The 24,909-nt window shown below is 65.4% G+C and carries 23 protein-coding genes; 5 read left to right on the forward strand and 18 right to left on the reverse strand.

Annotated elements, in window-relative coordinates:
• Positions 1–25 precede the first annotated feature (25 nt).
• Together ACSBQT_RS14390 and ACSBQT_RS14395 are read right to left on the reverse strand one after the other, a co-directional pair.
• Positions 26–793, reverse strand: coding sequence for a TSUP family transporter (locus tag ACSBQT_RS14390; protein ID WP_435001949.1), 768 nt, complete (start codon positions 791–793; stop codon positions 26–28).
• Between the two features lie 51 nt (positions 794–844).
• Positions 845–2,692 (reverse strand): proline--tRNA ligase, encoded by a 1,848-nt coding sequence (locus ACSBQT_RS14395; RefSeq protein WP_410711230.1) that lies wholly within the window; start codon positions 2,690–2,692, stop codon positions 845–847.
• 216 nt (positions 2,693–2,908) lie between these two features.
• On the opposite strand from ACSBQT_RS14395, the gene ACSBQT_RS14400 reads away from it, so the two are divergent.
• Positions 2,909–3,769, forward strand: a complete 861-nt coding sequence (locus ACSBQT_RS14400; protein WP_410711229.1) for an NUDIX hydrolase — start codon at positions 2,909–2,911, stop codon at positions 3,767–3,769.
• Positions 3,769–4,185: an RNA-binding S4 domain-containing protein gene (locus ACSBQT_RS14405; protein WP_410711228.1), complete on the forward strand. Its 417-nt coding sequence runs from the start codon at positions 3,769–3,771 to the stop codon at positions 4,183–4,185. Before ACSBQT_RS14400 ends, ACSBQT_RS14405 begins: the two co-directional genes overlap by 1 nt.
• Positions 4,186–4,197: 12 nt before the next feature.
• Here ACSBQT_RS14405 and ACSBQT_RS14410 read toward each other — a convergent pair whose 3' ends face one another.
• Positions 4,198–5,079, reverse strand: coding sequence for a GNAT family N-acetyltransferase (locus ACSBQT_RS14410; RefSeq protein ID WP_172171337.1), 882 nt, complete (start codon positions 5,077–5,079; stop codon positions 4,198–4,200).
• 81 nt (positions 5,080–5,160) lie between these two features.
• Positions 5,161–6,324: a flavodoxin-dependent (E)-4-hydroxy-3-methylbut-2-enyl-diphosphate synthase gene (gene ispG / locus ACSBQT_RS14415; protein ID WP_435001941.1), complete on the reverse strand. Its 1,164-nt coding sequence runs from the start codon at positions 6,322–6,324 to the stop codon at positions 5,161–5,163.
• 199 nt (positions 6,325–6,523) lie between these two features.
• Between ispG and ACSBQT_RS14420 the strand changes: the two genes are divergently transcribed.
• A complete protein-coding gene (locus tag ACSBQT_RS14420) occupies positions 6,524–7,924 on the forward strand; it encodes a serine hydrolase domain-containing protein (protein WP_410711226.1) in 1,401 nt (466 codons plus the stop codon).
• Between the two features lie 54 nt (positions 7,925–7,978).
• On the opposite strand, the gene ACSBQT_RS14425 is transcribed toward ACSBQT_RS14420, so the two are convergent.
• The 3 genes from ACSBQT_RS14425 to dxr form a co-directional block, all read right to left on the reverse strand.
• Entirely contained in the window at positions 7,979–8,245 is a 267-nt protein-coding gene (locus ACSBQT_RS14425) for a hypothetical protein (RefSeq protein WP_139468796.1), read from the reverse strand.
• Between the two features lie 88 nt (positions 8,246–8,333).
• On the reverse strand, positions 8,334–9,884 hold the full coding sequence (locus ACSBQT_RS14430; RefSeq protein WP_410711225.1) for a M50 family metallopeptidase: 1,551 nt from the start codon (positions 9,882–9,884) through the stop codon (positions 8,334–8,336).
• The gene (gene dxr, locus ACSBQT_RS14435) at positions 9,881–11,101 is read right to left on the reverse strand and encodes a 1-deoxy-D-xylulose-5-phosphate reductoisomerase (RefSeq protein WP_410711224.1); all 1,221 of its coding nucleotides are present in this window, start codon (positions 11,099–11,101) and stop codon (positions 9,881–9,883) included. The genes ACSBQT_RS14430 and dxr overlap by 4 nt, the downstream gene beginning before the upstream one ends.
• A gap of 158 nt (positions 11,102–11,259) precedes the next feature.
• On the opposite strand from dxr, the gene ACSBQT_RS14440 reads away from it, so the two are divergent.
• Positions 11,260–12,459 (forward strand): acyl-CoA dehydrogenase family protein, encoded by a 1,200-nt coding sequence (locus tag ACSBQT_RS14440; RefSeq protein ID WP_062244374.1) that lies wholly within the window; start codon positions 11,260–11,262, stop codon positions 12,457–12,459.
• Positions 12,460–12,659: 200 nt separating this feature from the next.
• Here ACSBQT_RS14440 and ACSBQT_RS14445 read toward each other — a convergent pair whose 3' ends face one another.
• The 9 genes from ACSBQT_RS14445 to rpsB form a co-directional block, all read right to left on the reverse strand.
• Positions 12,660–13,535, reverse strand: coding sequence for a N5-glutamine methyltransferase family protein (locus tag ACSBQT_RS14445; RefSeq protein WP_435001942.1), 876 nt, complete (start codon positions 13,533–13,535; stop codon positions 12,660–12,662).
• Positions 13,536–13,629: 94 nt separating this feature from the next.
• Positions 13,630–14,304, reverse strand: coding sequence for a hypothetical protein (locus ACSBQT_RS14450; protein ID WP_139908439.1), 675 nt, complete (start codon positions 14,302–14,304; stop codon positions 13,630–13,632).
• A complete protein-coding gene (locus ACSBQT_RS14455; protein ID WP_025777300.1) occupies positions 14,297–14,857 on the reverse strand; it encodes a DivIVA domain-containing protein in 561 nt (186 codons plus the stop codon). Before ACSBQT_RS14455 ends, ACSBQT_RS14450 begins: the two co-directional genes overlap by 8 nt.
• A gap of 100 nt (positions 14,858–14,957) precedes the next feature.
• On the reverse strand, positions 14,958–16,187 hold the full coding sequence (gene rlmN, locus ACSBQT_RS14460) for a 23S rRNA (adenine(2503)-C(2))-methyltransferase RlmN (protein WP_410711353.1): 1,230 nt from the start codon (positions 16,185–16,187) through the stop codon (positions 14,958–14,960).
• A gap of 186 nt (positions 16,188–16,373) precedes the next feature.
• Positions 16,374–17,396 (reverse strand): phosphatidate cytidylyltransferase, encoded by a 1,023-nt coding sequence (locus ACSBQT_RS14465; protein ID WP_410711222.1) that lies wholly within the window; start codon positions 17,394–17,396, stop codon positions 16,374–16,376.
• Complete coding sequence (gene frr, locus ACSBQT_RS14470) at positions 17,396–17,953, reverse strand: ribosome recycling factor (RefSeq protein WP_101544639.1); 558 nt, start codon at positions 17,951–17,953, stop codon at positions 17,396–17,398. Before frr ends, ACSBQT_RS14465 begins: the two co-directional genes overlap by 1 nt.
• Before the next feature lie 193 nt (positions 17,954–18,146).
• Positions 18,147–18,899, reverse strand: coding sequence for a UMP kinase (gene pyrH, locus ACSBQT_RS14475; RefSeq protein ID WP_410711221.1), 753 nt, complete (start codon positions 18,897–18,899; stop codon positions 18,147–18,149).
• Positions 18,900–19,083: 184 nt separating this feature from the next.
• Complete coding sequence (tsf, locus tag ACSBQT_RS14480) at positions 19,084–19,911, reverse strand: translation elongation factor Ts (protein ID WP_101544635.1); 828 nt, start codon at positions 19,909–19,911, stop codon at positions 19,084–19,086.
• 33 nt (positions 19,912–19,944) lie between these two features.
• Entirely contained in the window at positions 19,945–20,862 is a 918-nt protein-coding gene (rpsB, locus tag ACSBQT_RS14485; RefSeq protein WP_410711220.1) for a 30S ribosomal protein S2, read from the reverse strand.
• 551 nt (positions 20,863–21,413) lie between these two features.
• On the opposite strand from rpsB, the gene ACSBQT_RS14490 reads away from it, so the two are divergent.
• Positions 21,414–22,484, forward strand: a complete 1,071-nt coding sequence (locus tag ACSBQT_RS14490) for a D-alanyl-D-alanine carboxypeptidase family protein (RefSeq protein WP_410711219.1) — start codon at positions 21,414–21,416, stop codon at positions 22,482–22,484.
• Positions 22,485–22,519: 35 nt separating this feature from the next.
• On the opposite strand, the gene ACSBQT_RS14495 is transcribed toward ACSBQT_RS14490, so the two are convergent.
• Positions 22,520–23,590, reverse strand: a complete 1,071-nt coding sequence (locus ACSBQT_RS14495) for a tyrosine recombinase XerC (protein ID WP_435001943.1) — start codon at positions 23,588–23,590, stop codon at positions 22,520–22,522.
• A 93-nt stretch (positions 23,591–23,683) separates the two neighbouring features.
• Positions 23,684–24,907, reverse strand: a complete 1,224-nt coding sequence (gene dprA, locus ACSBQT_RS14500; protein ID WP_410711217.1) for a DNA-processing protein DprA — start codon at positions 24,905–24,907, stop codon at positions 23,684–23,686.
• Positions 24,908–24,909: the final 2 nt, after the last annotated feature.

Genomic DNA, 24,909 nt, shown 5'->3' on the forward strand with positions numbered 1-24,909 from the left:
TTGCTGGGCCGCCGTCGGGTAGTAATTAGTGGATGAGGGTGGAGATGAAGTCGAAGCCGAGTTTGAGGATCAGCGCGGAGACGACGATGACGAAGACGACGCGGACGAACCCCGAGCCCTTCGCCAGCGCGGTGCGGGCACCGAAGATCCCGCCGGTGACATTGCCGACGGCCATGATCACACCCAGCAGCCAGACGACCTGACCGTCGGGGATGAAGTAGACGAGCGCTCCGAAGTTCGTCGCCCAGTTGATCACCTTCGCTGTGGCCGAGGCCTGCAGGAACGAGAATCCGATGATCGAGACGAAGGCGATGACGAGGAACGATCCCGTCCCCGGCCCGAGCACTCCGTCGTAGATGCCGATGACGAGCCCGATCAGCCACGACAGCGCGTGGTGGCGTTTCGAGGTCTCCCCGAACCGCAGCGTGGCATCGGCGCCGAGGCTCGGATTGAGCACGGTGAAGATCCCGACCCCGATGAGCGCGAGCAGAATGATCGGGGTGAACGCGTCGCTGGGCACCAAGGTCGCGAGCTTCGCCCCGAGCACCGCACCCAAGAACGCCGAGGCCGCGGCCGGGATCGTCGCCGACCGGTCCGGGGTGATCTTGCGCAGATAGGTGACCGCCGAGGCGGTCGTGCCCGCAATCGACCCGACCTTGTTCGTCGCGACCGCTTGGACGGGGCTCATCCCCGGCACGAACAGCAGCGCGGGCAGCTGGATCAGTCCGCCCCCGCCGACGACGGCATCGATCCACCCGGCCAGGACTCCCGCGGCGAGCAGCCACAGGACCATCGTCCAGGTGACATCGATGCCACCGGCGAGGGCTTCGAACACCGAGGCGGCTCAGGCGTTCTGGTCGGCGCTGATCGCCGCATCGGCCGCGGCTGCTGCCTTCGCGTACGCCTCACGCACACGTGCCACGGTGGCAGGGACCACCTCTGCCACGGGCTGGTCTGACTTCTCCCCGGCCAACCGGTCGCGGACCTCGACGACGCCGTCGGCCAGACCGCGGCCGGCGACGATGACGGTGGGAATGCCGATGAGCTCGGCATCGGCGAACTTGAATCCGGGTGAGACCTTGTTGCGGTCATCGAGCAGGACGCTGACGCCTTCGGCCTCGAGTTCGGTCGTCATCTTCTCGGCGGCTTGAGCGATCTCCTCACCCTTGCCGGCGACGATGATGTGCACATCGGCCGGGGCCAGGTGCTGCGGCCACAGGAGGCCGTCCTCGGAATGGTATTCCTCGGCGATGCAGGCCATGACGCGGGTGACGCCGAGGCCGTAGGAGCCCATGGTCACGGTCGTCGCCTTGCCGTTCTGGTCGAGCACCTTGAGGTCGAGGGACTCGGCGTACTTGCGGCCGAGCTTGAAGATCTGACCGATCTCGACACCGCGGGCCAGCTCCAGCGGACCGGAGCCGTCCGGTGCCGGATCGCCGAGGACGACCTGGGCGGCTTCGATGGTGCCGTCGGCAGTGAAGTCCCGTCCGGCGACGAGGTCGAAGACGTGGCGTCCGGGCTCATTGGCTCCAGTGATCCAGCGGGTGCCGTCGACGATGCGGGGGTCAAGGAGGTAGCGGATCTTCGAGGGCGATTCGAGGCCGAGAACCGGCGCGTCGAGGGAGTTGCCGGGCCCGATGTAGCCCTTGACGAGCTCCGGATGGGCGGCGAGATCCTCAGCCGTGGCGGCTTCGAGGTCGACCTCACCGTCGCCGAGCATTCCGGTGCCGGCGGCCCGGTCGAGGTCGACTTCGCGGTCGCCGGGCAGGCCGATGACGATGATCTCGCGGGTGCCGTCGGGGTGGGTGACGGCGCAGACGACGTTCTTCAGCGTGTCCGCGGCCGTCCACTCGCGGTCGTCGCGCGGATGCTGGGCGTTCGCGGCGGCCACGAGAGTCTCGATGGTCGGAGTGTCCGGGGTGTCCTCGACGTGCGCGGCAGGCGACTGCGAGTAGGGAATCGCCTCGGGCACGATCGAGGTCACGGCCTCGACGTTCGCGGCATACCCACCGGGAGAGCGAACGAACGTGTCCTCCCCGACCTCGGAGGGGTAGATGAACTCCTCGGTGCCGGAGCCGCCCATGGCACCAGGGGTCGCCTTGACCGGCAGGCACGGCAGGCCGAGGCGAGCGAAAGCCCGCAGGTAGGCCTCGCGCATGGCTTCGTAGGAGGCGTCGAGTCCGGCGTCGTCGATGTCGAAGGAGTAGGCGTCCTTCATGATGAACTCGCGTCCGCGCAGCAGTCCGGCGCGGGGGCGAGCCTCGTCGCGGTATTTGGTCTGGATCTGGTAGATCGACAGCGGCAGGTCTTTGTACGAGGAGTAGAGGTCCTTGACCAGAAGGGTGAAGACCTCCTCATGGGTGGGGGCGAGGATGTAGTCGTTCTCGCGGCGGTCCTTGAGATGGAAGAGATCGGGCCCGAAGGCCTCCCAACGGCCGGACTTCTTGTACGGGTCGGCGGGCAGCAGGCCCGGGAAGTGGACCTCCTGGGAGCCGGCGAGTGCCATCTCTTCGCGCACGATGGCTTCGATCTTGCCGAGCACGGCCAGTCCCAGCGGCAGCCACGTGTAGATTCCCGGTGCTGACCTGCGGATGTATCCGGCACGGTGGAGCAGTTTGTGGCTGGCCACCTCGGCGCCGACCGGGTCTTCCTTCTGGGTTCGCACGAACAGGGACGACATGCGCAGGGCCATGGGTAAATCTCCTCAACTTGTCAAGACTCAGATCGAACACTATCGCACGCGGGCGAGCCGGAGGGAATCGGAGGGAATCGGAGCGAGCGCGGATTCGTCACCTGCGGGAAGAGAATTAGACTGGGGGCTGCAGCACCGAAGCCCGACATCGGTCGGGGCCGTCCGGTCCCCCGCCCGGTCCCCGTTGAAATGACGAGTCCGAACGATACGAAGAGCATGCCTGATCCCAGCCAACTCACGCAGTTCCCGCGGCCCTCGGTCGCGGTCGACACCGCGGTCCTCTGCCCCGTGCCCGGCCGTGGCCTGCATGTTCTCATGACCCATCCCGGGGACGGGGTGTGGCAGCTGCCCGGGTCGATCCTGCGTCCGCAGGAACGCCTCGCCGAGGCGGTCGCCCGCTGTCTGCGCGAAAAAGCTCGGTTGGTCGACCGCGCCCCCGTCCAGCTGCACGTGTTCGACCAACCCGACCGCGATGATCGCGGCTGGGTGATCTCCGTGGCCCATCTCGATGTTCTCTCCGCTTCCGATGTCGGGCTCGCCGAGGAGGGCGATCCCACCGAGGCGGCCGTGCCGGATGCTCCGGCACAGAGCACGGAATCGTCCGCCGCCGAGGCGGTCCTCCCCGAGGCGGCCGACCCTGCTCCTGCCGAGTCGGATTCCGATCACCCGGACTCCCCCGTCCACCGGCGGAAGCTCGTGCCCGTCCACGACGTCGGCGAGCTCAGCGCCGAACATCAGGAGATCGTACGCGTGGCCGTGCACCGACTGCGGTCGTTCCACGAACGCACTCCGGATCCCTTCGGGCTGCTGGAGAAGGAGTTCTCGCTGCGGCAGCTGCGCGAACTCCACGAGATCGTCGCCGGGGAGAGTCTGCAGGCCGATACGTTCCGCCGCACCATGCTGCCGCTGCTCGATCCCACCGGGGAGGCCGTCAGCCAGGGGCGGGGTCGTCCCGCGCAGACGTTCACCCGGCGCTCGGCACTGGCGCTGCGCGCCGACTCCCGGATACAGGACCCCGATGGCGCCGATACCGGCCTGCGCTCGTCCGGCACGAATTTCGCGGATGGCCGTCGCTGATGACCGAGATCAACCGCGATGCCGGAAAGCACATGCGCGTCGACGTGTGGCTGTGGACGACGCGGATGTTCAAGACCCGCAACCTCGCCACTCAGGCCTGCCGCGGCGGGCATGTGCAGGTCGACGGTCAGCGCGTCAAGGCCGCGCAGAAGGTGAGCATCGGCCAAGAGGTGCGCGTGCGCAAGGCCGGGTCCGAGTTCATCTGGAAGATCACCGGGTTCATCCCCACGAGGATGCAGGCCGCCATCGCCGTCCAATGCTACGAGGACCTCACTCCCCCGCCCGATCCTGCGCTGCGCGGATTCGTGCCCCGGCGAGACAAAGGGCTGGGGCGTCCGACGAAGAAGGACCGCCGGGAGATGGAGAAGTTCCTCGGCGATATGGCCAAACCTCAGTCGCGCAACCGCCGCGACTGATCCTCCGGGACCTCAGTACATGACGGTGGCGAAGGTGCCGACCTGTTCGAAGCCGACGCGGGCATACATGCGCAGCGCCGTCTCGTTGTAGTCATTGGCATACAGGCTCACCGTGGAATGGCCCTTGTCACGGGTGCGCTGGACGACCGCGGCCATGCCCGCTGCCCCCAGACCCTGATTGCGCACTGCGGGATGGACCCATACTCCTTGAACTTGGACGATGCGGCGGGCGCGGATGCCGATATCGGCCTTGAACAGCACCTGTTCGTCCTGCTCTTCGGCCGGCCACCGCGGCACCGCACCGCCTTGGGGCAGGGTGGAGGAGATCCGGGCGTAGCAGTTCTTGCCGCGGATGATCCCGCGCACCCGCGCCAGGTACCCGGCGGTGCCGTCCTCGATCGGTGAGAATCCGACCTCTTTGGTGAACATGTCCACACTGGCGGGAAACACCGCCCCGAGGTCATCGAGGGTCACCCGGTGCACATGCTCATCGGGAGTGACCAGCGGATCCGAGCTGATGGCCAACAGCGGCTGCCGTTCACGCACGCCACGTGCTCGGCCCCAATTGAGTCGCTGCTGCAGGTCGAGGATGACGGACCGGCTGCCGATGAGTGAGCAGGACACGCGACCGTCGGCATTGAGTTTCCGGGCAAGCACCTCATTCGTCGCCGGGGTCGCCGCGACCGGGATGATATTGCCGCCCACCCAGTAGGCGGCGACAGGCCGGTCACCGTCGAAGATTCCGTACAGCGTGCCTGCCGGGGAGCCCAGACGGGCGGTGCCCGTGACTTCGAGCAGGGAGACGAGGTAGACGTTCTCGCAGGGGTTGCGCGCAAGCAGGTCCGTCAGCCACCGGGTGTGCTGATGTTCCAGTCGTGCGATCCTCAGCGCCATGTGCCCCTGAACTCTTTCTCAGCCGTCAGCATGGGCCAATGACTGGACCATGAAACTCTTCGTCCTCACAAGGTATCGCACCTAGCCGACGGTCACTTCAGGCGGCCCCGACGCAGCGCCCGATGGCTGCCCCGCTGCCTCCTCGGCGATGCGGTTGGCCTCATGGATGAGCGTCTCGACGATCTCGGATTCGGGCACGGTTCGGATGACCTCGCCCTTGACGAAGATCTGGCCCTTGCCGTTTCCGCTGGCCACGCCGAGGTCGGCGTCGCGGGCCTCACCGGGGCCGTTGACGACGCAGCCCATGACAGCCACCCGCAGCGGCACCTCCATGCCTTCGAGCCCGGCGGTGACGCGTTCGGCCAGCGTGTACACGTCGACCTGAGCGCGCCCACAGGACGGGCAGGAGACGATCTCGAGCTTTCGGGGCCGCAGGTTGAGGGATTCGAGGATCTGGTTGCCGACCTTGACCTCTTCGGCGGGAGGCGCGGACAGGGAGACTCGGATGGTGTCTCCGATGCCCTCGGCCAACAGGAGTCCGAAGGCGGTGGCGGACTTGATCGTGCCCTGGAAGGCGGGCCCCGCCTCGGTGACGCCGAGATGGAGCGGCCAATCGCCGCGCTCGGCGAGCAGCTCATAGGCGCGGACCATGATCACCGGGTCGTGGTGTTTGACGGAGATCTTGAAGTCATAGAATCCGTGCTCTTCGAACAGGGACGCCTCCCACAGCGCGGATTCGACGAGCGCCTCGGGAGTGGCCTTGCCGTATTTGTCCATCAGCCGTTTGTCCAGGGATCCGGCGTTGACGCCGATGCGGATGGACACGCCCGCCTCGGCGGCGGCCTTCGAGATCTCCTTGACCTGGTCGTCGAACTTGCGGATGTTGCCGGGGTTGACGCGCACTCCCGCACAGCCGGCGTCGATGGCGGCGAAGACGTATTTGGGTTGGAAGTGGATGTCGGCGATGACGGGGATCTGGGATTTGCCGGCGATGATCGGCAGGGCCGCCGCGTCGTCGGCGGTGGGACAGGCCACGCGCACGATATCGCAGCCGGCGGCGGTGAGTTCGGCGATCTGCTGCAGGGTCCCGTTGATGTCCGTCGTCTGCGTCGTCGTCATCGACTGCACGCTCACCGGGGAATCGGATCCGACCCCCACTTTTCCGACATTGATCTGCCTCGTCTTCCTCCGCGAAGCGAGCACGGGAGGCGGCGGTGCGGGCATTCCGAGATTGACCGATGTCACGAAGGATCCCTTCAGTCAGGCTGTTGACCAGCCACAATGTCCGGGCCGGCGCCGATGCGGGACCCGGATTGTGCGAACCATCACCATTGTAGGACCTCCCACTGACACAGGACGCTCCGTCCGCAGGGCGTACCCCGAACAGTCCACCGGCTGACGATAGAGTGAAGGCGACCTGATGTCGGTACGAAGGAGCAGCCCTGTGAGCACACCCGGATTCGTCGAACCCGATGTCGAGGCGATGGCCGCGGCTCTCGAAGCCGAAGCACAGCAGCTCGACGACGAGGGTGCTTCCCTGGCATGGGGAATCTTTCGCCGAGGCGGCCCCGCCCGAACCGTGAACGGCGAGGTTCCGTACCGGATCGCGTCGATGACGAAGTCCTTCACCGCCGCAGCCATCGGGCTCTTCGCCGCCGACGGACTCGATCTCGACGCTCCCTTCGGTGCCCTGCTCCCGGGGCTGGCCGATACGGCCATCGCCGACCGCACCTGCCGACAGGCATTGACGATGAGCACCGGTTTCACCAAGGACGACCCGTGGGCGGACCGGATGGAGGCGATGACTCCGGCCGAGCTCACCGACTGGCTGCACCGCGGCGCCATCGCCTGCGCGCCCGCCGACACCGGCTATGAGTATTCGAACCTCGGCTATGCGCTTCTCGGCATGGTCGCCGAGGCGGTCACAGGCAGGGCGTTCACCGAACTCGTGTCCACTGAGATCTTCGATCCCCTGAAGCTCACGCGCACCGGTTTCGACCACACGGACTTCCCGGACCTGGCGACCGGGTTCCGCGTCGACCTGGGCGGCGGCCTCCACCCGGCCGAACTCACCGGCCCAGGAGTCTTCTCCCCCATCGGCGGGGTCATCTCCACGGTGAACGACATCGGCACATGGATGGACGCGCATCTCGACGCCCTCGAACGCATGGACTCCTATGCTTCCGGATCCTGGTCTCGGATACTGACCGCCAACCAGCAGCCACGACGGACCATGGAGATCCAGACAAGCGACCACCACGCGGAGACGCTCAGCTACGGATACGGTCTCGAGACTCGTCTGGACACACGTTTCGGCCGCATCGTCTGCCATTCCGGCGGCTACCCAGGATACGGCTCACATATGCGTTGGTTCCCCGACCTGGGACTCAGCCTCGTCGTGCTCGGCAATACGACCTATTACCCGGCGCAGCGCGTCGTCCAGGACGCGCTCGACCTCGGTTGGGCGGCGGCCACGGGACGACAGGGCACCCGGCTGGAACGTCGGGCCACCTCGGCGCCGGTGCCCCGTTATCCCGCCGCCCAACCCCAGATCGATGCCGTGATGGCCGCGGCGAACCTCGTCAACGACTTCGACGACACCGTCGCCGAGGCGATCTTCTCCATGAACATGGACCTCGACGAACCCCGCGAAGAGAGGCAGGAGCGCTTCGCCCGGTGGCGGGCGGAGAAGCAGATCGACCGTCCTCTCACCGAGGCGGACCTCGAGATGGTCTCCCCGTTGCGCGGAGTGGTCACAGTGCCGGGCACAACAGATGAGAACGCCACGATCACGGTCGGCCTCAATCACCTCGGCGAGGTGCAGACGATCACCCTCAGTTCCTGAACGGGTGCGCCACTGAACGGACAGTTCGCGCTCAACCGCAGATGGCTCACGCCTTCATTCCACGACGAAGTTACTCAGCCCTGCGAACTTGAGAATGAACGGTGCGATCGACATCAAGACGAGCAGTGAGGCGACCGTCCACAGCCAGGTCATCTTCGCCCTGTGTCCGCGGACTCTCGTCCCCATTGCGAACAGTGGGCTGAGCAGCGGCAGCCCGTAGAAGAGCGGAGTCAGCGCGAAGGCGAGCGCAAGGAATCCGATGAACGTCCATTCCGTTCGCGAGAAGAAACGCTCATGTGGCTTGGTCTCAGTATTCTCCACTCGCACCACCCTAGCCGAGATCGCCCAAACTGCATGTCCGGTCTAGCTGCCGGAGCCCGGCCCGGCCCATCCACCGGAACGACCCGACCTAACCGCCGGAGTTGAAGATCGCGTCGAGGGTGATGGGTTTGACGAGGTCGACGTAGACGAGCAGCGCCGTCATGCACAGCATCAGCCCGATGCACACGTACGTCAGCGGCAGCAGCTTCGCGGTGTCGAAGGGGCCGACCAGTCCGCGGCCGCGCCACCGGTTGATGCGGCGGCGCGCACCTTCGTAGAGACCCACGGCGATGTGTCCGCCGTCGAGGGGCAGCAGCGGGATCATGTTGAACGCGAAGAGGAAGATGTTGAGCGAGCCGAGCATGCCCAGTCCCATCTGTGCCTTGTCGACGACGTCGATCTGGTCGGTGGACACGATCTCGCCGGCGATGCGGCCGACGCCGACCATGCCGACGAGTCCTTCGGCGTCGCGGTCCTTCGTGCCGACGGCCACTTCGCCGATATCGACGAGTTTGACCGGCAGGGTGATGATTGCGTGGAAGACTCCGGAGACTTGGTCCCACACGGCGCCGGGGAATTCCTCGAGCGGCAGGGACTGACGTTCCTGAACTGGTCCGACGCCGAAGAATCCTTGGGTCTCGGTCTGCGGAGTTCCGTCCGGGTTGAGCACGGCCTTGCCGGTGTCGTCGACCTTCGGCCGTTCGGTGGCGATGATCGGCACGGTCACCGTTTGGGCCTGACCATCGCGGATGAAGTCGACATCGACGCGTTCGCCTGCATGTTCCTTGATGACCGAGGACAGCTGGTCCCAGTCCTTCGTCTCGACGCCGGCGATCGAGGTGATCTCGTCACCCGGTTTGATCCCAGCCTCCCAGGCAGGGGTGAGCTGATCGTCGGGACGGCAGGTGTTCTGCTCCGAGGCGGGACGCTGCTGCGCTTCGGAGGCGGGCACCGCACATTCGACGACAGTCTGGACGGTCGTCGTCGGAGTGACCACACCAATGCCCAGCAGCGAGATCCCCATGATGAGGATGCCCAGGACGAGATTGACGAAGGGACCGGAGAACATGACGACGAGGCGTTTGGGCACGCTGAGCGCATAGAACGTCCGGTGTTCCTCCCCCGGCGCGATCTCCTGGTTCGAGAACTCCCGGGCATCGGCCATCGTGTCTTCGAACAGCCGCCCCTTCCGCTTCTTGCGGTCCCGGCGCAGCGGAGCGGCATCACCGTCATCCGTCCCCTCGCCGGGGCGGCCCGAGGTTTCGCTGCCCGTCGAGTCGAGTGCAGCGCCCGGTTCGCCGAGGCGGCCCGACGTGCCGTCGATCCCGCCGTCGACGCCGGCGGCCGTGCCGCCCTTCTGCGCAGCGGCGGCGGTCTCATAGCGGGACTTCGTCGCTTCCTCGGGCGGATACATTCCCGGCATCGCGATGAACCCACCGAGTGGGAACGCTTTGATGCCGTACTCTGTCTCACCGCGGCGGAAGGAGAACAGGGTCGGTCCGAAGCCGACCATATAGTGCGTGACTTTCACCCCGAACTTCTTCGCCGGGGTGAGGTGGCCGAGTTCGTGCAGCGCAATCGAGATCGAGATGCCGATAAGGAACAGGATGATCCCGACGATGTAGAGCACAACTGTCATCGGCGGCCCCCGTTCTGGTCGGCGACGTCGGCGCGAGCGAAGTCCCTGGCCCAGGCATCGGCGGCCAGCACCGTCTCCACCGTGTGTTCGGCCGCCGGTTCGTGGGCGGCCAGCGCTCGGGCGAGGCCTTTGTCGATTCCGGTGAAGGCGATGTCTCCGGCGATGAAGGCGGCGACGAGTTCCTCATTGGCGGCGTTGAGCACGGCCGGGTAGCTGCGGCCTTTCTTACCGGCGTCGATGGCCAGACTGAGCGCGGGAAAGGCGAGATGGTTGACCGGTTCGAACGACCAGTGCATGGGCTGGCCCCAATTGTGGGGAACGGCCCCCGAGGTCAGTCGCTTCGTCGTTCCATCGTCCTGGGTGCCCAGCGCATAGGAGATCGGCAGGCGCATATCCGGTGGGGAGATCTGCGCGATCGTCGAGGCATCGGTGAATTCGACCATCGAATGGATCTGCGACTGCGGATGCACGACGACTTCGATGTGGTCGAAGTCGATGTCGAAGAGCAGGTGAGCTTCGATGACTTCGAGGCCCTTGTTGACCAGGGTCGCCGAGTTGATGGTGATCATCGACCCCATCGACCAGGTGGGGTGGTTGAGCGCCTGGGCGGGGGTGACCCGACGCAGGGCATCACGGGTCATGCCGCGGAAGGGACCGCCCGATGCGGTGATGATGAGTTTGCTGACCTCCCCGTGCGTGCCGGCGCGCAGCGCCTGGGCGATGGCGGAGTGCTCACTGTCGACCGGCACCAGCCGGGCGCCGGAGGCACGAGCGGCGTCGAGGACGATGGACCCGCCGATGATGAGGGATTCCTTGTTCGCCAGGGCCACATCCGTGCCGCGTTCGAGGGCGGCCAGGGTCGCGCCGAGACCGGCGGCACCGGTGATCGCGTTGAGGACCATGTCGGCGGCCAAGCCCGCGACCGCCTCGGCGGCATCGTCCCCGAGGTGGATGGCTTCGACAGGATCGGCGGTCCCCCGCTGGGCAGCCAGCTCGGTCAGTCGCGCACGCACCTCGGCCTCGCCTCCGGCGGGCGGGGTGGTGAGCCCGATGACGGGCACGTGGAAATCGAGGGCCTGCTCGAGCAGAAGATCGAGTTGGGACCCGGCGGCCAAGCCGAGGATCGCGTGCTCGTCCCGGTGTTCGGCGAGGACATCAAGGGCCTGGGTGCCGACCGAACCGGTTGAGCCGACTACAATGAAACCACGTTTACTCACGCCAACCGATGATGCCAAAGTTCTCTGGGAAATGACTCGACACGGACTCGTGTGTCGCCCAGCGGAACCTGGTCATCTGTCGTGCTTCGGGACACCGATCATCCACTGGGTTCCGGTAAAACTGTGAATGAAGAGAATCAATGGCGAAAGAGATGGATATGAGCAAGACGCTGAGCCCTGACGACATTCTTGGACTGGATTCGGTCTTCGAACCCGATGACCTGGAATTCGCATCGATCGTGAAGAAGTGGCTGGACGAGAACGTCCGGGAGAAGATCGGCGACTACTTCCTCGACGCCACCATCCCCGCCCGAGAACTGGCCGAAGGACTCGGCGAGCTCGGCCTGCTGGGCATGCACCTCGACGGCTATGGCTGCGGCGGATCGACGGCGACTCAGTACGGACTGGCCTGCCGCGAACTCGAAGCCGTCGACTCCGGTCTGCGCTCCCTCGTCTCAGTGCAGGGCTCGCTGGCGATGTTCGCCATCCACCACTGGGGATCGGAAGCACAGAAGGAAGAATGGCTGCCGAAGATGGCCGCCGGTAAGGCCATCGGCTGCTTCGGTCTGACCGAACCCGATGTCGGCTCCGATCCGTCGGGGATGAAGACGACCGCGAAGAAGGACGGATCCGACTGGATCCTCAACGGCGCGAAGATGTGGATCACGAACTCCCCGGTCTCCGATGTCATGGTCGTGTGGGCCAAGACCGAAGAGGTCGACGACAAGGGCAAGAACGTCGTCCGCGGCTTCGTCGTCCCCTCGAACACCGAGGGTGTGCAGACCCCGGAGATCCACCGCAAGATCTCGCTGCGTGCGTCGATCACAGGTGAGATCGTCCTCGACAACGTCCGCCTGCCCGAGGATGCGATGCTGCCGAAGGCCAAGGGACTCAAGGGCCCCCTGTCCTGCCTGTCCGAGGCCCGCTACGGCATCGTCTTCGGTGTCACCGGTGCAGCCCGAGACGCGCTGCTCTCCGCACTGGAGTACACCGGCACCCGTGTCCAGTTCGATCGCCCGCTGGCGTCGTTCCAGATCACGCAGCAGAAGCTGGCGAAGGCCTTCGGCCAGTACTCGCAGATCACTCTGCTCGCCGCTCACCTGGGCAAGCTCAAGGACTCCGAGAAGGGTGTCCGTCCCGAGCAGATCAGCCTGGGAAAGATGGTCAACGTCGATACCGCGATGAACGTGTGCCGTGACCTGCGCGCCCTGTTCGGCGGGTCGGGCATCACGAGCGAGTACCCGCCGCTGCGCCACGCGGTCAACCTCGAGACAGTGCTCACCTACGAAGGCACTCACGAGGTGCACCAGCTGACCCTGGGCCGCACGATGACCGGAATCAACGCCTTCGCGAACTGAAACCAGTGAGCAGGGCACCCACCCTCCGCTGAACACAGTCAACGCCCGCCGATCCTGTTGAGGTTCGGCGGGCTTTCTGCATCTGCAGTCACCGGCTGGTTCAAAGTGCTGGCGCACAGACTTCGCGCCCCGCGCCCGCACTTTGAACCAGCCGGTACGCAGCCGGCCGGCTGAAATCACTCGATTTCAGTCGGCCGTCGTCAGTTTCGACGACGCAGTTCGAGCACGACCGTCTGCTCATCCTCGCCGAGGTGGCTCCGGGCTTCCAGCCCCCGCTCGGTGGCGAACCCGGTGGCCGATGCGACCTGGCCCTGCCCGAGCTCGATGAGCAGCACACCGTCCGGAGCCAACCAGTCGAGTGACTCCGCGATGAGTCGACGGACGAGGTCGAGCCCGTCGCGTCCGCCGAACAGCGCGGTGCTCGGTTCGAAGTCGAGGGCCTCATGCGGCAGAAAATCGGCAGCAGTCTCAGGAACGTACGGCGGCACGGCAGCGATGACAGAGACTGACTGCCGTAACGTATCGGACAGTCCGTGGAGACAGTCGAGGACGTGCCCCGTCACGATGGTGTCTGGCTCCCCAACCTGTGCAGAATCCCCTGGCTGGATGGTCTGGATGTGACGTTCGACATTCTCCACCGCACATCGCAGCGCTTCCACCTGCGCATCACCGAGGTGAAGATCGACGCCCGGCACCTTGCCGGCCACCGCCGAGCCTACCGGTCCGACGCCACAGAACGCTTCGAGCACAACAGGTCGCACAGCATCGACGTCAGCATCTGTCCCCGCCCTGTTCCCCCGTGAGTCCGTCATCCGCTGGGCCGCGGACACAGCATGCGCGGCGAGCAGAGCCGTTCGCTGCCGTGGCACGAACACTCCGGGCTGGACACTCAAACGCATCCCTGAGAAGTCGACCCAGCCGACGATCTGCTCGAGGGGCTCACCGGAAACGCGGCGGGCCACCAGTTCATCGAGATTCGGCTCCGAGTCGTCGTCATCAGGTCCGGCCGCCGCCTCGATGAGGATCGCCGCCTCGTCCTCGGCGAAGACACAGCCGGCCGCGCGCAGAGCAGGCACCGTCTCTGCCGAACGCAGTTCGGCCGACCGCGGGTCCGCGGACGCCGGAACGTCGACACCATCATCGGCATCGAAGCCTCCAGGCTTCTGGGGCTCAGGAAGCAGAGAGGACCTCGGTGCGGTACCAGTCGAGGCTCGTACCCGCTTCAAGATCACCGTCGTCGGTGAGCAGCAGAGTGCGCTGCGGGTCGAGCGGAACTACTGCGGCGAATTCGACGCGGGAGTCGCGCATCGCCTGGTCGAGGTTCGCGGTCTCGGAGCCGATCGTCACGCCGACGCCTTCGAAACGCGACCGGGTGACCCGAACGGAGGCACGCCCCGGCTCGACCGGTTCGTCTTCGATGGCGTGGAGAACCACTAAGTCTGAAGCAGAGTCAGACGGAGCTCCTGCTCGCAGATCCACGACTAGCCCGATCCGGGCGGCAGCAAGAACACCGAGCGCCCGCGCCAACGGCGGGACATCCTCGGCGAAGGTGAGCCGGGCACCGGATTCCGGAACAACGCCCATGGCACGGAGCACTCCGGCGAGCTTCGAACTGCGGTCGAGCACCTCGGCGCGGTCGAGCTCGACGGGAACGGACAGGGCCTTGACCAGGCGGGGATCCGTGACTTCCCGGCCGTCGACGAGCGGTTTCTCCGGAGCGGGTCCGGTCAGCACGATGTCTTCGGCCTTGCCCATCGCGATCGGAAAGTCGAGGAGTTCGTAAACCGGGTTGAGCGTGCCGGGATCGGTCGCGGTCGGGACCGCGAAGTAGTGGAAATCAGTCAACGGAGGCCATCACTTCGACGACGCGGTCGATGAACGCATCGACCTGGTCCTCGTTGTACGCCTTCTTGCCTTTTGCGGTCTTGAACAGCACGCGGCGGACCTGGTCGACGCTCATAGCCACGCCCTGCGTGAAGTACGAGTTGACCTTGTCGCACATGTCGTCGACCTGAGTGATGTCGTAGCCGATGACTCCGGGAGGAGGATTGTCGAAGCGCTCACCGGGCTCACGGACCAGGCGTCCCCGCAGGGACGCGGCCACACGGGTGAGTTCGGAGACCCAGGCGTCCTGACCGGACTGCGCGATGAGGCGGTCTCGGGCCTGCTTGGCGAATGCGTCTTCGAGACGATCGAGCGCGGCGTCGACGACGGCGACGTGGTAGCCCTTACGGACGAGATCGAAACCGACCGTGCGCACCGCCCGGGAGTCGAGGTCGCCGGGCTGCGGCGTCGGCCGTTCGAAGGACTCACGTGCACGCTTGAAGAAGCTGTCGACCTGCTTGGGGTCGTATCCGTTCTTCCAACCGGACATTCGAGGGAAAGTCGTGTCCGCCATGTCTCCTCCAGAAGCGAGTGGCTGTGGTGTTTCCACCATAATAGATGGAAGCCGCAGCAATTGCGTTGCCGCGGTCCGCAGTTGCCGAACCGGGCGTCGATCAGTCGGCTGCGGCGAGCTGTCCGCAGGCGCCGTCGATATCGGATCCGCGGGTATCGCGGATAGTCGTCGGAATGCCCTGATCGATGAGGCGGCGGACGAATTCGTCGGCGACCTCCGGTTCCGAGGCCGTCCACACCGACCCCGGGGTCGGGTTGAGCGGGATCGGGTTGACATGGACCCAGCCGCGTCCGCGGGCATTGAGCTTCTTGGCCAGCAGTTCCGCACGCCACGCGTGGTCGTTCATGTCCTTGATGAGCGCGTATTCGATGCTCACCCGCCGTCCGGTCACCTGGTAGTAGTTGTAAGCGGCGTCGATGGCCTCATCGGCCTTCCAGCGCGTATTGACCGGGATCATCTCATCGCGCAGTTCGTCATCGGGTGCGTGGAGGCTGAGGGCGAACGTGACGGGGATGTCTTCGGCGGCGAGTTTGTTGATGCCGGGCACGAGTCCGACCGTGGAGATCGTGATCCGCCTGGCCGACATGCCCAGTCCTTCGGGACTCGGTCCGACGAACCGGCGCACCGCGTTCATCACTCGCTTGTAGTTGGCCAGGGGTTCGCCCATGCCCATGAAGACGATGTTCGAGACCCGTTCGGGGCCATTCGCCGAGGCGGCCGTGGCCTCCCCGTCGAATGCGGCTTCTCCCGCCGCTTCGTCTTCGTCGGCTTCCGCGCCGAGCGCGGTCTCTCCGGCACCGGGCATATCCGACTTCGGGGCTTCGGCGAGTTCGCCGGCGGCGATGACCTGGTTGGCGCGCACGACCTGTTCGACGATCTCGGCCGTGGACATGTTCCTGGTCAGCCCCTGCTGACCGGTGGCGCAGAACGGGCAGTTCATTCCGCAGCCGCACTGGCTGGACACGCACAGGGTGACCCGGTTGCGGTACCGCATGAGCACTGATTCGACGAGAGCTCCGTCGAAGAGGCGCCACAGGAACTTGATGGTGTCGCCGTTCTCTGTGCGCAGGCGGCGCACTTCGGTGAGCAGGTGCGGGAAGAACCGTTCCTGGATCTCTGCCCGTCTGTCCTTGGGCAGGTCCGTCATCGCCTCGGTGTCGGTGACATAGTGGCTGAAGTAGTGGGTGGAGATCTGCTTGGCCCGGAAAGCGGGCAGTCCCATCTCCTTGACCGCGTCGACGCGTTCGTCCATCGTCATATCGGCCAGATGCTGAGGAGGCTGCTTGACCCGTGCGGACTTGAAGTTGAGAAGGGGACGGCCATCGCGCATCGGGGTCTTCGATGTCGTGCCGTCGGCATGTTCGACGACGGGCCTGGTCTGCCTTCTGCCTGCTTGAGAACTCACACGGCCATTGTCTCATGTTCGCTGCACGACTGTCGTGTGTGAGCCGCCACGTCGGGCAGGTGCGAACCGGACTGGGTCAGAGGCAGCCGGGCAAACGGCCTCGCGGGCCGATCAGAGGTAGCCGGGCAGGACCGAGAAGAGAACGAGCGCGACCGGGGCGGTCGGCAGGATCGAGTCGAGTCGATCCATGACACCGCCGTGGCCGGGCAGCAGGGTGCCCATGTCCTTGAGTTCGAGGTCGCGTTTGATCATCGATTCGCTGAAGTCGCCGAGAGTGGCGAAAGCGGGGATGACGGCACCGATGACCAGACCGGTCCAGAACGGAGCATCGACGACGGTGACGGCGAGGACCGTTGCGACCGCTGCGGCGAAGACGGTCGAGCCGAGGTAGCCTTCCCAGGACTTCTTCGGAGAGATCCTCGGAGCGATGGGGTGCTTGCCCCAGAGCACGCCGAAGACGTAGCCGCCGGTGTCGGAGGCGACGACCGCGGCAAGGAAGATGATGACGTAGAAGTTGCCGTCCGGCTGGGTGAGGATGTAAACGATGAAGCAGGCCATGAGGCCGACGTAGGTGAGAGCGAAGAGGGAGAGCGAGACGTCTTTGACTGCGTTCTTCCGGCGCTCGACCATCGTGAAGAGCATGACTGCCCCCGCACTGGCGGCGAAGGTCACCCAGAGTGCTTCGCGGCCACCGATGAAAGTCGCCACGACCATGCAGGCCGCCGACACCATGGTGGGCACGCGGGAGACGAGGGAGCCGGAACGTGACAGAGCGTTCGCGAGCTCCCACATTGCGGCGACGATGCCGACAAGGACGATGAAGAGGAACGAGATCGGCAAGAAGATCAGGGACGCGAGCACCACGCCGCCGATGAGCAGTCCCATGCCGATCGCGGCCGGCAGGTTGCGTCCTGCTCGACCATAATCCTTCGGTTCAGGTTCGGAATCGGCCGCAGCCGCCTCGGCGGTCGGATTCGACTCCGGGTCGTCAGGCGAATACGGCTTGTCCGAGTTGCGCAGATCTCGACGTTTGGGGAAAGGGGTCTCGACCCGTGCGGCCTCGCCTGACGGATCCGGCTCCCCGAGGGGAGCCGGATCTGTTGCGGGGCTGTCGGACCCTGTCACGGCGATCATCAGACCTCGAGCAGCTCAGCTTCCTTCTGCGCAAGCAGCTTGTCGACGTTTTCGACCTTGCTCTTCGTCAGATCGTCGAGCTCGGAGATGCTGCGAGTGACCTCGTCCTCGCCGGCTTCGCCGTCCTTCTTGATGCGCTCGAGAGTCTCCTTGGCGTGACGGCGGATGTTGCGGATGGAGACCTTGCCGTCTTCGGCCTTGCCCTTGACGATCTTGACGTATTCCTTGCGACGTTCCTCAGTGAGGTCCGGGAGGACGACGCGGATGACATTACCGTCGTTGGCGGGGTTCGCGCCGATGTCGGAGTTGCGCAGAGCGTTCTCGATATCGGTCAGCGTGCCCTTGTCGTAGGGGGTCACGAGAATCGTGCGCGCCTCGGGCGTCTGGAACGAAGCGAGCTGCTGCAGCGGCGTCGGTGCACCGTAGTAGTCGATCTCGATATCGGCGAACAGTGCGGGGTTGGCACGGCCGGTGCGGATCGACGCGAAGTCCTCCTGCGTGAATTCGACGGCCTTGTCCATCTTCTCTCTGGCTTCGGCCAGTGTCTCTTCAATCACGGTTGCCTCTTTCCCTCTTCTTAAAGCTTTGGGTTCATTCTATGGGCCATCACTGAAAAATGCCGCACCGAATCATCGCAGGGGTGTTCTCACCTGCGTGGATACCAGGCGGATGACCGCCTCGGTGGAGACGGTCCCCCGCCGTGAGGATCCGCCTGAGTTCAGCGTCGGACCGCCTCGGTGAGGGTGGGTCTCAGCGGACGACCGTGCCGATCTTCTCACCGATGATGGCCTTGCGCAGGTTGCCCTCGCCTTCCATGCCGAAGACGTGCATCGGCAGCTTGTTGTCCATGCACAGGCTGAAGGCGGTCGCGTCAACGACCTTGAGGCCGCGCTGCAGGGCGTCCTGGTAGCTGATCTCGGAGATCTTCTCGGCGTTCGGGTCGACCTTGGGGTCGGCGGTGTAGACGCCGTCGACACCGTTCTTGGCGATGAGGACCTCATCGGCATGGACTTCGAGTGCGCGCTGAGCGGCCACGGTGTCGGTGGAAAAATACGGGAGTCCGGCACCGGCGCCGAAGATGACGACGCGGTTCTTCTCCATGTGCCGCATGGCACGGCGGGGAATATACGACTCGGCGACCTGCGACATGGGGATCGCGGTCTGCACGCGGGTGTCGACACCCGTCTGTTCGAGGAAGTCCTGCAGCGCCAGGCAATTCATCACGGTGCCGAGCATGCCCATGTAGTCGGCACGGGTGCGGTCCATGCCGCGCTGGGAGAGCTCGGCTCCGCGGAAGAAGTTGCCGCCGCCGACGACGATGCTGACCTCGACATCCTCGGTGGTGGGGGCGACCTCGCGGGCGACAGCGGCAACGACGTCGGGATCGACGCCGATCTTTCCGCCGCCGAAGACCTCGCCGGAGAGCTTGAGCAGAACGCGGCGCCGATGGGTGCGCACTGCGCGACTGGCGTAGCTGGATTCGTGAACAGGGGTGCTAGTCATGGAGTCCTTCTTCCGTGCGGGCAGGTCTGTACCCGGTGGGATCGTCACTGTGATCGGGCGTCTGGGTCAGTTTAGCGAAAAACGGGGCCGGACCGATTGGTCCGACCCCGCTCCACGGGTGAGTTCTCACTCACTCGGTGAACCTGGGAAGCAGAGTTCTGTCTGCTTCACGGTCAGTGGTGTATCAGGCTCCGACGCGGTAGCGCAGGAAGCCGGTGGCCTTGACGCCGGCAGCCTCGAGCACCTTGGCCACGGACTGCTTGGGATCCTTGGCGAATCCCTGGTCGAGCAGGCAGTTCTCCTTGAAGAAGCCGTTGACGCGACCCTCGATGATCTTCGGCAGAGCCTGTTCGGGCTTGCCTTCGTTCTTCGCGGTGTCCTCGGCGATGCGACGCTCGTTCTCGACGAGGTCGGCAGGAACGTCTTCGCGGGAGAAGTACTTCGGGGCCATGGCGGCGATGTGCACGGCGACATCGTGTGCCACGGTCTCGTCGTCACCTTCGAATGCCAGCAGCACGCCGACCTGCGGGGGCAGGTCCTTGTTGGTGCGGTGCAGGTAGGAGGCGATCTTGGAGCCTTCGACACGGCCCACGCGACGCAGTTCGACCTTCTCGCCCAGCGAGGCACCGGATTCGGTGATGAACTGGGAGACGGGCTTGCCGTCGGTCTCAGCGGCGAGGAGTGCCTCGGCCGAATCGGCCTTGTTGGCCACGGCCAGCTCGAGGACCTCTTCGGAGAGCTTGACGAACGGCTCGGACTTCGCGACGAAGTCGGTTTCCGAGTTGAGCTCGATCATGGTGCCGACTCCGCCTTCGACGGAGGTCGCGACCAGACCGTCGGAGGTCGAGCGGCCTTCGCGCTTGGTGGCGCCCTTGAGGCCCTTGATGCGCAGGGCCTCCATGGCCTTCGTCTGGTCGCCGTCGGACTCGTCGAGAGCCTTCTTGACGTCCATCATTCCGGCGCCGGTCTTCTCGCGCAGTGCCTTGATATCAGCGGCAGTGTAGTTTGCCATTCCTTCTCCTCAGGATGGTGGAGTTAAACGAAATCAGGACTCGGTCGACTCGGTGGAGTCGGCGGCTTCAGCGGCCGGAGCAGCTTCAGCGTTCTCAGCGTCAGCCGCAGGCGCAGCCTCAGCAGCAGGAGCGGCTTCTTCGGCCGGGGCAGCAGCCTCGGTGCCGTTCTCGTCGGTCTTGCCTTCGAGGAGCTCGCGCTCCCACTCGGGCATGGGCTCGACGGCGGAGACGTTCTTCTCGCCGCTGGCGTCGTCCGAGGAGTGGCGGGCGATGAGGCCCTCGGCCACGGCGTCGGCGACAACGCGGGTCAGCAGCGAGACGGAGCGGATGGCGTCGTCGTTGCCCGGGATCGGGTAGTTGACGTCGTCCGGGTCGCAGTTGGTGTCGAGGATGCCGATGACCGGGATGCCCAGCTTCTTGGCTTCGTCGACCGCGAGGTGTTCCTTCTTGGTGTCGACGATCCAGACGGCCGACGGGGTGCGCTGCATGTCGCGGATGCCGCCGAGGGTCTTCTCGAGCTTGTCCTTCTCGCGACGCAGGATGAGCAGTTCCTTCTTGGTGTGCGAGGAACCTGCAACGTCGTCGAAGTCGATCTCTTCGAGTTCCTTGAGGCGGCGCAGACGCATCGAGATGGTCTGGAAGTTCGTGAGCATACCGCCGAGCCAACGCTGGTTGACGTAGGGCTGGCCCACGCGCTGAGCCTGCTCAGCGATGGATTCCTGGGCCTGCTTCTTGGTGCCGACGAAGAGGATCGAGCCGCCGTGGGCCACGGTCTCCTTCACGAATTCGAAGGCGTTGTCGATGTAGCCCAGCGACTTCTGCAGGTCGATGATGTAGATGCCGTTGCGCTCGGTGAAGATGAAGCGCTTCATCTTCGGGTTCCAACGACGGGTCTGGTGTCCAAAGTGAACGCCGCTGTCGAGCAGCTGGCGGATGGTGACGACGGCCATGCCGACGCCCTCCTTTCTGTGCACCCTCAGGGTGCTTTTACGTCACGCGCGCGTCGATCGTTCTCAAAGCGAACCCTAGAGGGTCCGCGCTGATTCGATCGACGGGATGCGTCGATGACATTTTCGGTTGATTCCTGGTACCCGGTTCGTCCGCCCCACAGGCATACCTGACGGCTGCCTGCACCATGGGAAGGAGAAGAATTCGGATACGCGTAGTCAGAAGACACGCTTCTGCTGGGCTTAAGTCTATCCCGGCTGGGCAAGTCATTTCCAATCGGGATCGATCCACCGCCGAGGCGGCCCACCGGGCCGTATCGTCGCATCGACTCGTGCGTCGACGGGTGGGGATCGATGGGTGCGGGCGAGCTCCGGAGCGCACGGTGCCGTCTGCCGTGGGGAGCCGGATCGCCATCGATTCGGTGCACTCGACCATCGCCTCCTGTGGACGGTCGCCGCACTCGAACGTCGTTGACTTGTGGATAGACGCGGCCCGTCCACAGTACTGATTCTTACGGGTGACCCGGTCGTGCCCCAGGGGGTTGCATGCTCCCATGACTCACTTCGCGTTCGACCGGCTCCGCCAGCTGTTCCATCTCCGAACGAGGCGATCAGGCCTCGGCTCACCACAGTCACTGCTCCTTGCCGTGATCATCGCAGCAGCCCTTGTGCTCACGGGCACTCCCCCGACGGCGAGCGCCACCCCCGGGGCTGCGTCGACACGGAAACAGGTCAGCCTTCAGAGGAGCGCAACGACGAACTGGGTCACCCCGGTGCCGGCGATGGAGATCATCGAAGCCTTCGACCCTCCGGACAAGCCGTGGCTCAAGGGGCATCGCGGAATCGACGTGCTCGCAGTCGAGGGCGAACCGCTGCGGGCACCGACGGAAGGGATGATCCGCTTTGCCGGCACGGTGGCGGGGACTGCGACCGTCAGCATCCTCACCGAGTCCGATCATGTGCTCACGTTTCAGCCGGCCGCGACGTCGTTGAAGAAGGGTAAGGGATTTGCTGCCGGCGAGAAGATCGGCACGGTGGGAAGCGGTGGCCACTGTCAGCGTTCGTGCCTGCATATCGGAGCATGGCCGGCCGCGAGCGATCAGAGGTACGTCGATCCGGGCAAGTTCTTCGGCCAGGAGCAGTCGGCACTTCTGCCGCTGTCACGGAAACCTGCGAAGGAGCCGAAAGGCGGCGGAGATTCGGCCACCTCCGGCGCCGGAGCGTGGGGCGGTCACAGCAACGGGCGTATTCCCGCCTCGGCGATGTGTCAGTTGGAGTCCGCCCCCGGGCAGATGCTGCGCTGCGATGCTCAAGCGGCTTTCGATCGGCTCTCGACGGCGTTCGAGGCTCGGTTCGGCGTCCCGATCTCGGTCACCGATGCTTACCGGGACTACGCCACGCAGGTGATCCTCAAACGGCGAAAGGGGCGGATGGCGGCGACACCGGGAACGTCGAATCACGGGTGGGCGCTGGCAGTCGACCTCGGCAGCGGGATCAATTCCTTCGGCACCGCGCAGCATCAGTGGATGCGGGCGAATGCGCCGAAGTTCGGGTGGATCCATCCCGGGTGGGCGCGACAGACTGGATCCCTGCCCGAGCCCTGGCATTGGGAGTTCCGCAAGTAGGCAGCCGCGGTCAGCTGGACGACGAACCGAGAGTCTCAGGCCCGCGGGTGCGCTCGGCGGTAGGTGTCCTGCAGCCGCTGCATGGAGACCTGCGTGTAGATCTGCGTGCTGCTCATTGTGGAGTGGCCGAGCAGCTCTTGGATCTGTCGCAGGTCGGCACCGCGGTCGAGCATGTGCGTGGCAGCCGAGTGTCGCAGTCCGTGCGGTCCGATGTCCGGGGAGCTGGGGTCGTCGGAGCCGTAGCGGTGAACGAGTTCGCGCACCTGCCGCGCGCCGATGCGTCCTCCTCGGACGCCGAGGAACAGTGCGTCGCCGCTTCGGGGACCGGCGAGCAGTTCACGGGCGGCCAGCCAGTCCTCAAGGGCTTGGCGAGCTGGAGTGCCGAACGGGACGCGACGTTCTTTGTTGCCTTTGCCGAGCACGGTGATCATCGATGCGCGGTGGTCGATGTCGCTGCGGTCGAGTCCGGTCAGCTCCGAGACGCGGACCGCGGTGGCGTAGAGCATTTCGAGGATTGCGGCATCGCGAATGCGTTTGGCCGCATCGAGGGGATCGTTCTTGCCGTGCTGTGCGGAATCACCCGTCGTGGAGTCGCCTGTATCCGTGTCGGTGGGGGCGGACCCATCCGACTGTGAAGACCTGGTGTCGCGTTGAGCACCGCGGGATCTTTCGGCAGCGGAGATGAGGTCGGCGGCTTGCTGAGGTTTGAGCACCGTGGGTAGGCGGGAGTCCTTCTTCGGAGTCCGCAGACGGGCGGCCGGGTTGTTCGGCAGTCCCAGATTGCTCACACCGTAGGCGAAGAAGGAGCGCACGGCAGCGATCTTGCGAGCCACCGTCGATTTCGCGGCACCGGCATCGTCGAGGGCGATGAGCCAGGACCGCAGATCATCGAGTTCGACAGCAGCGATGTCGATCCGTGCGCCGGATGACTTCGCGGACTGTCCGTCTCCGCTCCCCAGTCGGAGCTTCGTCGAGTGCACGGCGTGATCGAGGAAGTCGGAAACGTCGGAGACGTAGGCTCGGGCGGTGTGTTCGGAGACGTCACGAGACCACAGGTGGTCGGCATAGCCGGACACCACCTCGGTGACGGTCGATGATGTGCTCACGTCCCCAGGATACGCGGGTGGATGTGCACAATCATGGAGCCGGAGTGCAGCCGCGCGTACATCGCCGGACAGGCCGATCGGTTGGCGCAGTGTTCAGCCACCCGGTTTCCGCAGCTTCACCCATCCGGTGTCACGGCGTGCGGCCAATCCGGCCAGGTCGAGCGCAGTGAGAGAGTTGAGCGCATCCGCGATCGTCAGCCCTGCCCGGGAGGCGATGGTGCCGACGTCGAGCGGCTTCGACACGGTCAGCGCATTCAGACAGATCTTCTCCCGCTCGTCGAGCCCTTCGCGGGGATCGAGAGACGGCGGGCGTTCTCCACTCCCCGCAGCAGCACTGAGCACGGCCGTGTCGAAGAGTGCCGGGGTGTCATCGTCCATGAGCGCGATGACATCGTCGCTGCAGGTGACGAGTTCCGCTTCGTGTTCGCGCAGGAGCTTGTGTGCTCCGGTCGAGGACGCCGAGTACACGGACCCGGGGAAGGCCGCGACCTGGCGGGAGAGTTCGAGGGCATGCCGGGCGGTGTTGAGTGCCCCGCTGCGCCACCCGGCTTCGACGATGACGCTCACCTGCGCCGAGGCTGCGATGAGTCGGTTGCGCAGCAGGAACCGGTGGCGCATCGGCGTCATTCCGGGTGCGGTCTCGGACACGATGGCACCGGTGGCGAGGATCTGTTCGAACAGGTCGGCGTTCGCCGCCGGGTAGAAGCGGTCGACTCCCCCGGCCATGATTGCCACCGTCGGTGCTTCCCGGGCAATGGCGGCACGGTGGGCGGCCGCGTCGATGCCGAACGCACCGCCGGATACGACGGTTATTCCTCGAGCCGCAAGATCCCACGCGAGGTCAGAGGCGCATTTGGTTCCGTAGTTGCTGGCGGCTCTGGCCCCGACAACGGCAACGGCACGATTCAATGCGGCCCTGAGGGACGCCGACCCTCTCACCCATAGACCCAGTGGCGCGGCAGGGCCGAGATCGTCGAGCATTCGTGGCCACTCATCGTCGTCGGGAATGACCAGTCGGCCGCCGATTCTCGCGATCTTGTCCAGATCGTTCCCGACCGCGTCGGCTTCCCCGGCTCGCACGGCCCACCGGTCGATGGTCGCTGACATCTGACCGTGTTCGGCCGCCTCGGTGCCGGTGTCAGCCAGACCTTGGACAGCATTGTGAGCGGTGGTCTCACCGCGACCGACGGCGGTGATGATCGCCAGCGCGGCGACCGGGCCGATTCCGTCGACGAGCCGTTTGAGCAGTCCGTCGCCTGGCTCACCGATGCGCAGCAGTGAGGCGATGGCCATGCGTACGTCCTCATGTGTGTTCACGG

Source organism: Brevibacterium sp. H602 (assembly GCF_051172395.1).
Lineage (GTDB): Bacteria > Actinomycetota > Actinomycetes > Actinomycetales > Brevibacteriaceae > Brevibacterium.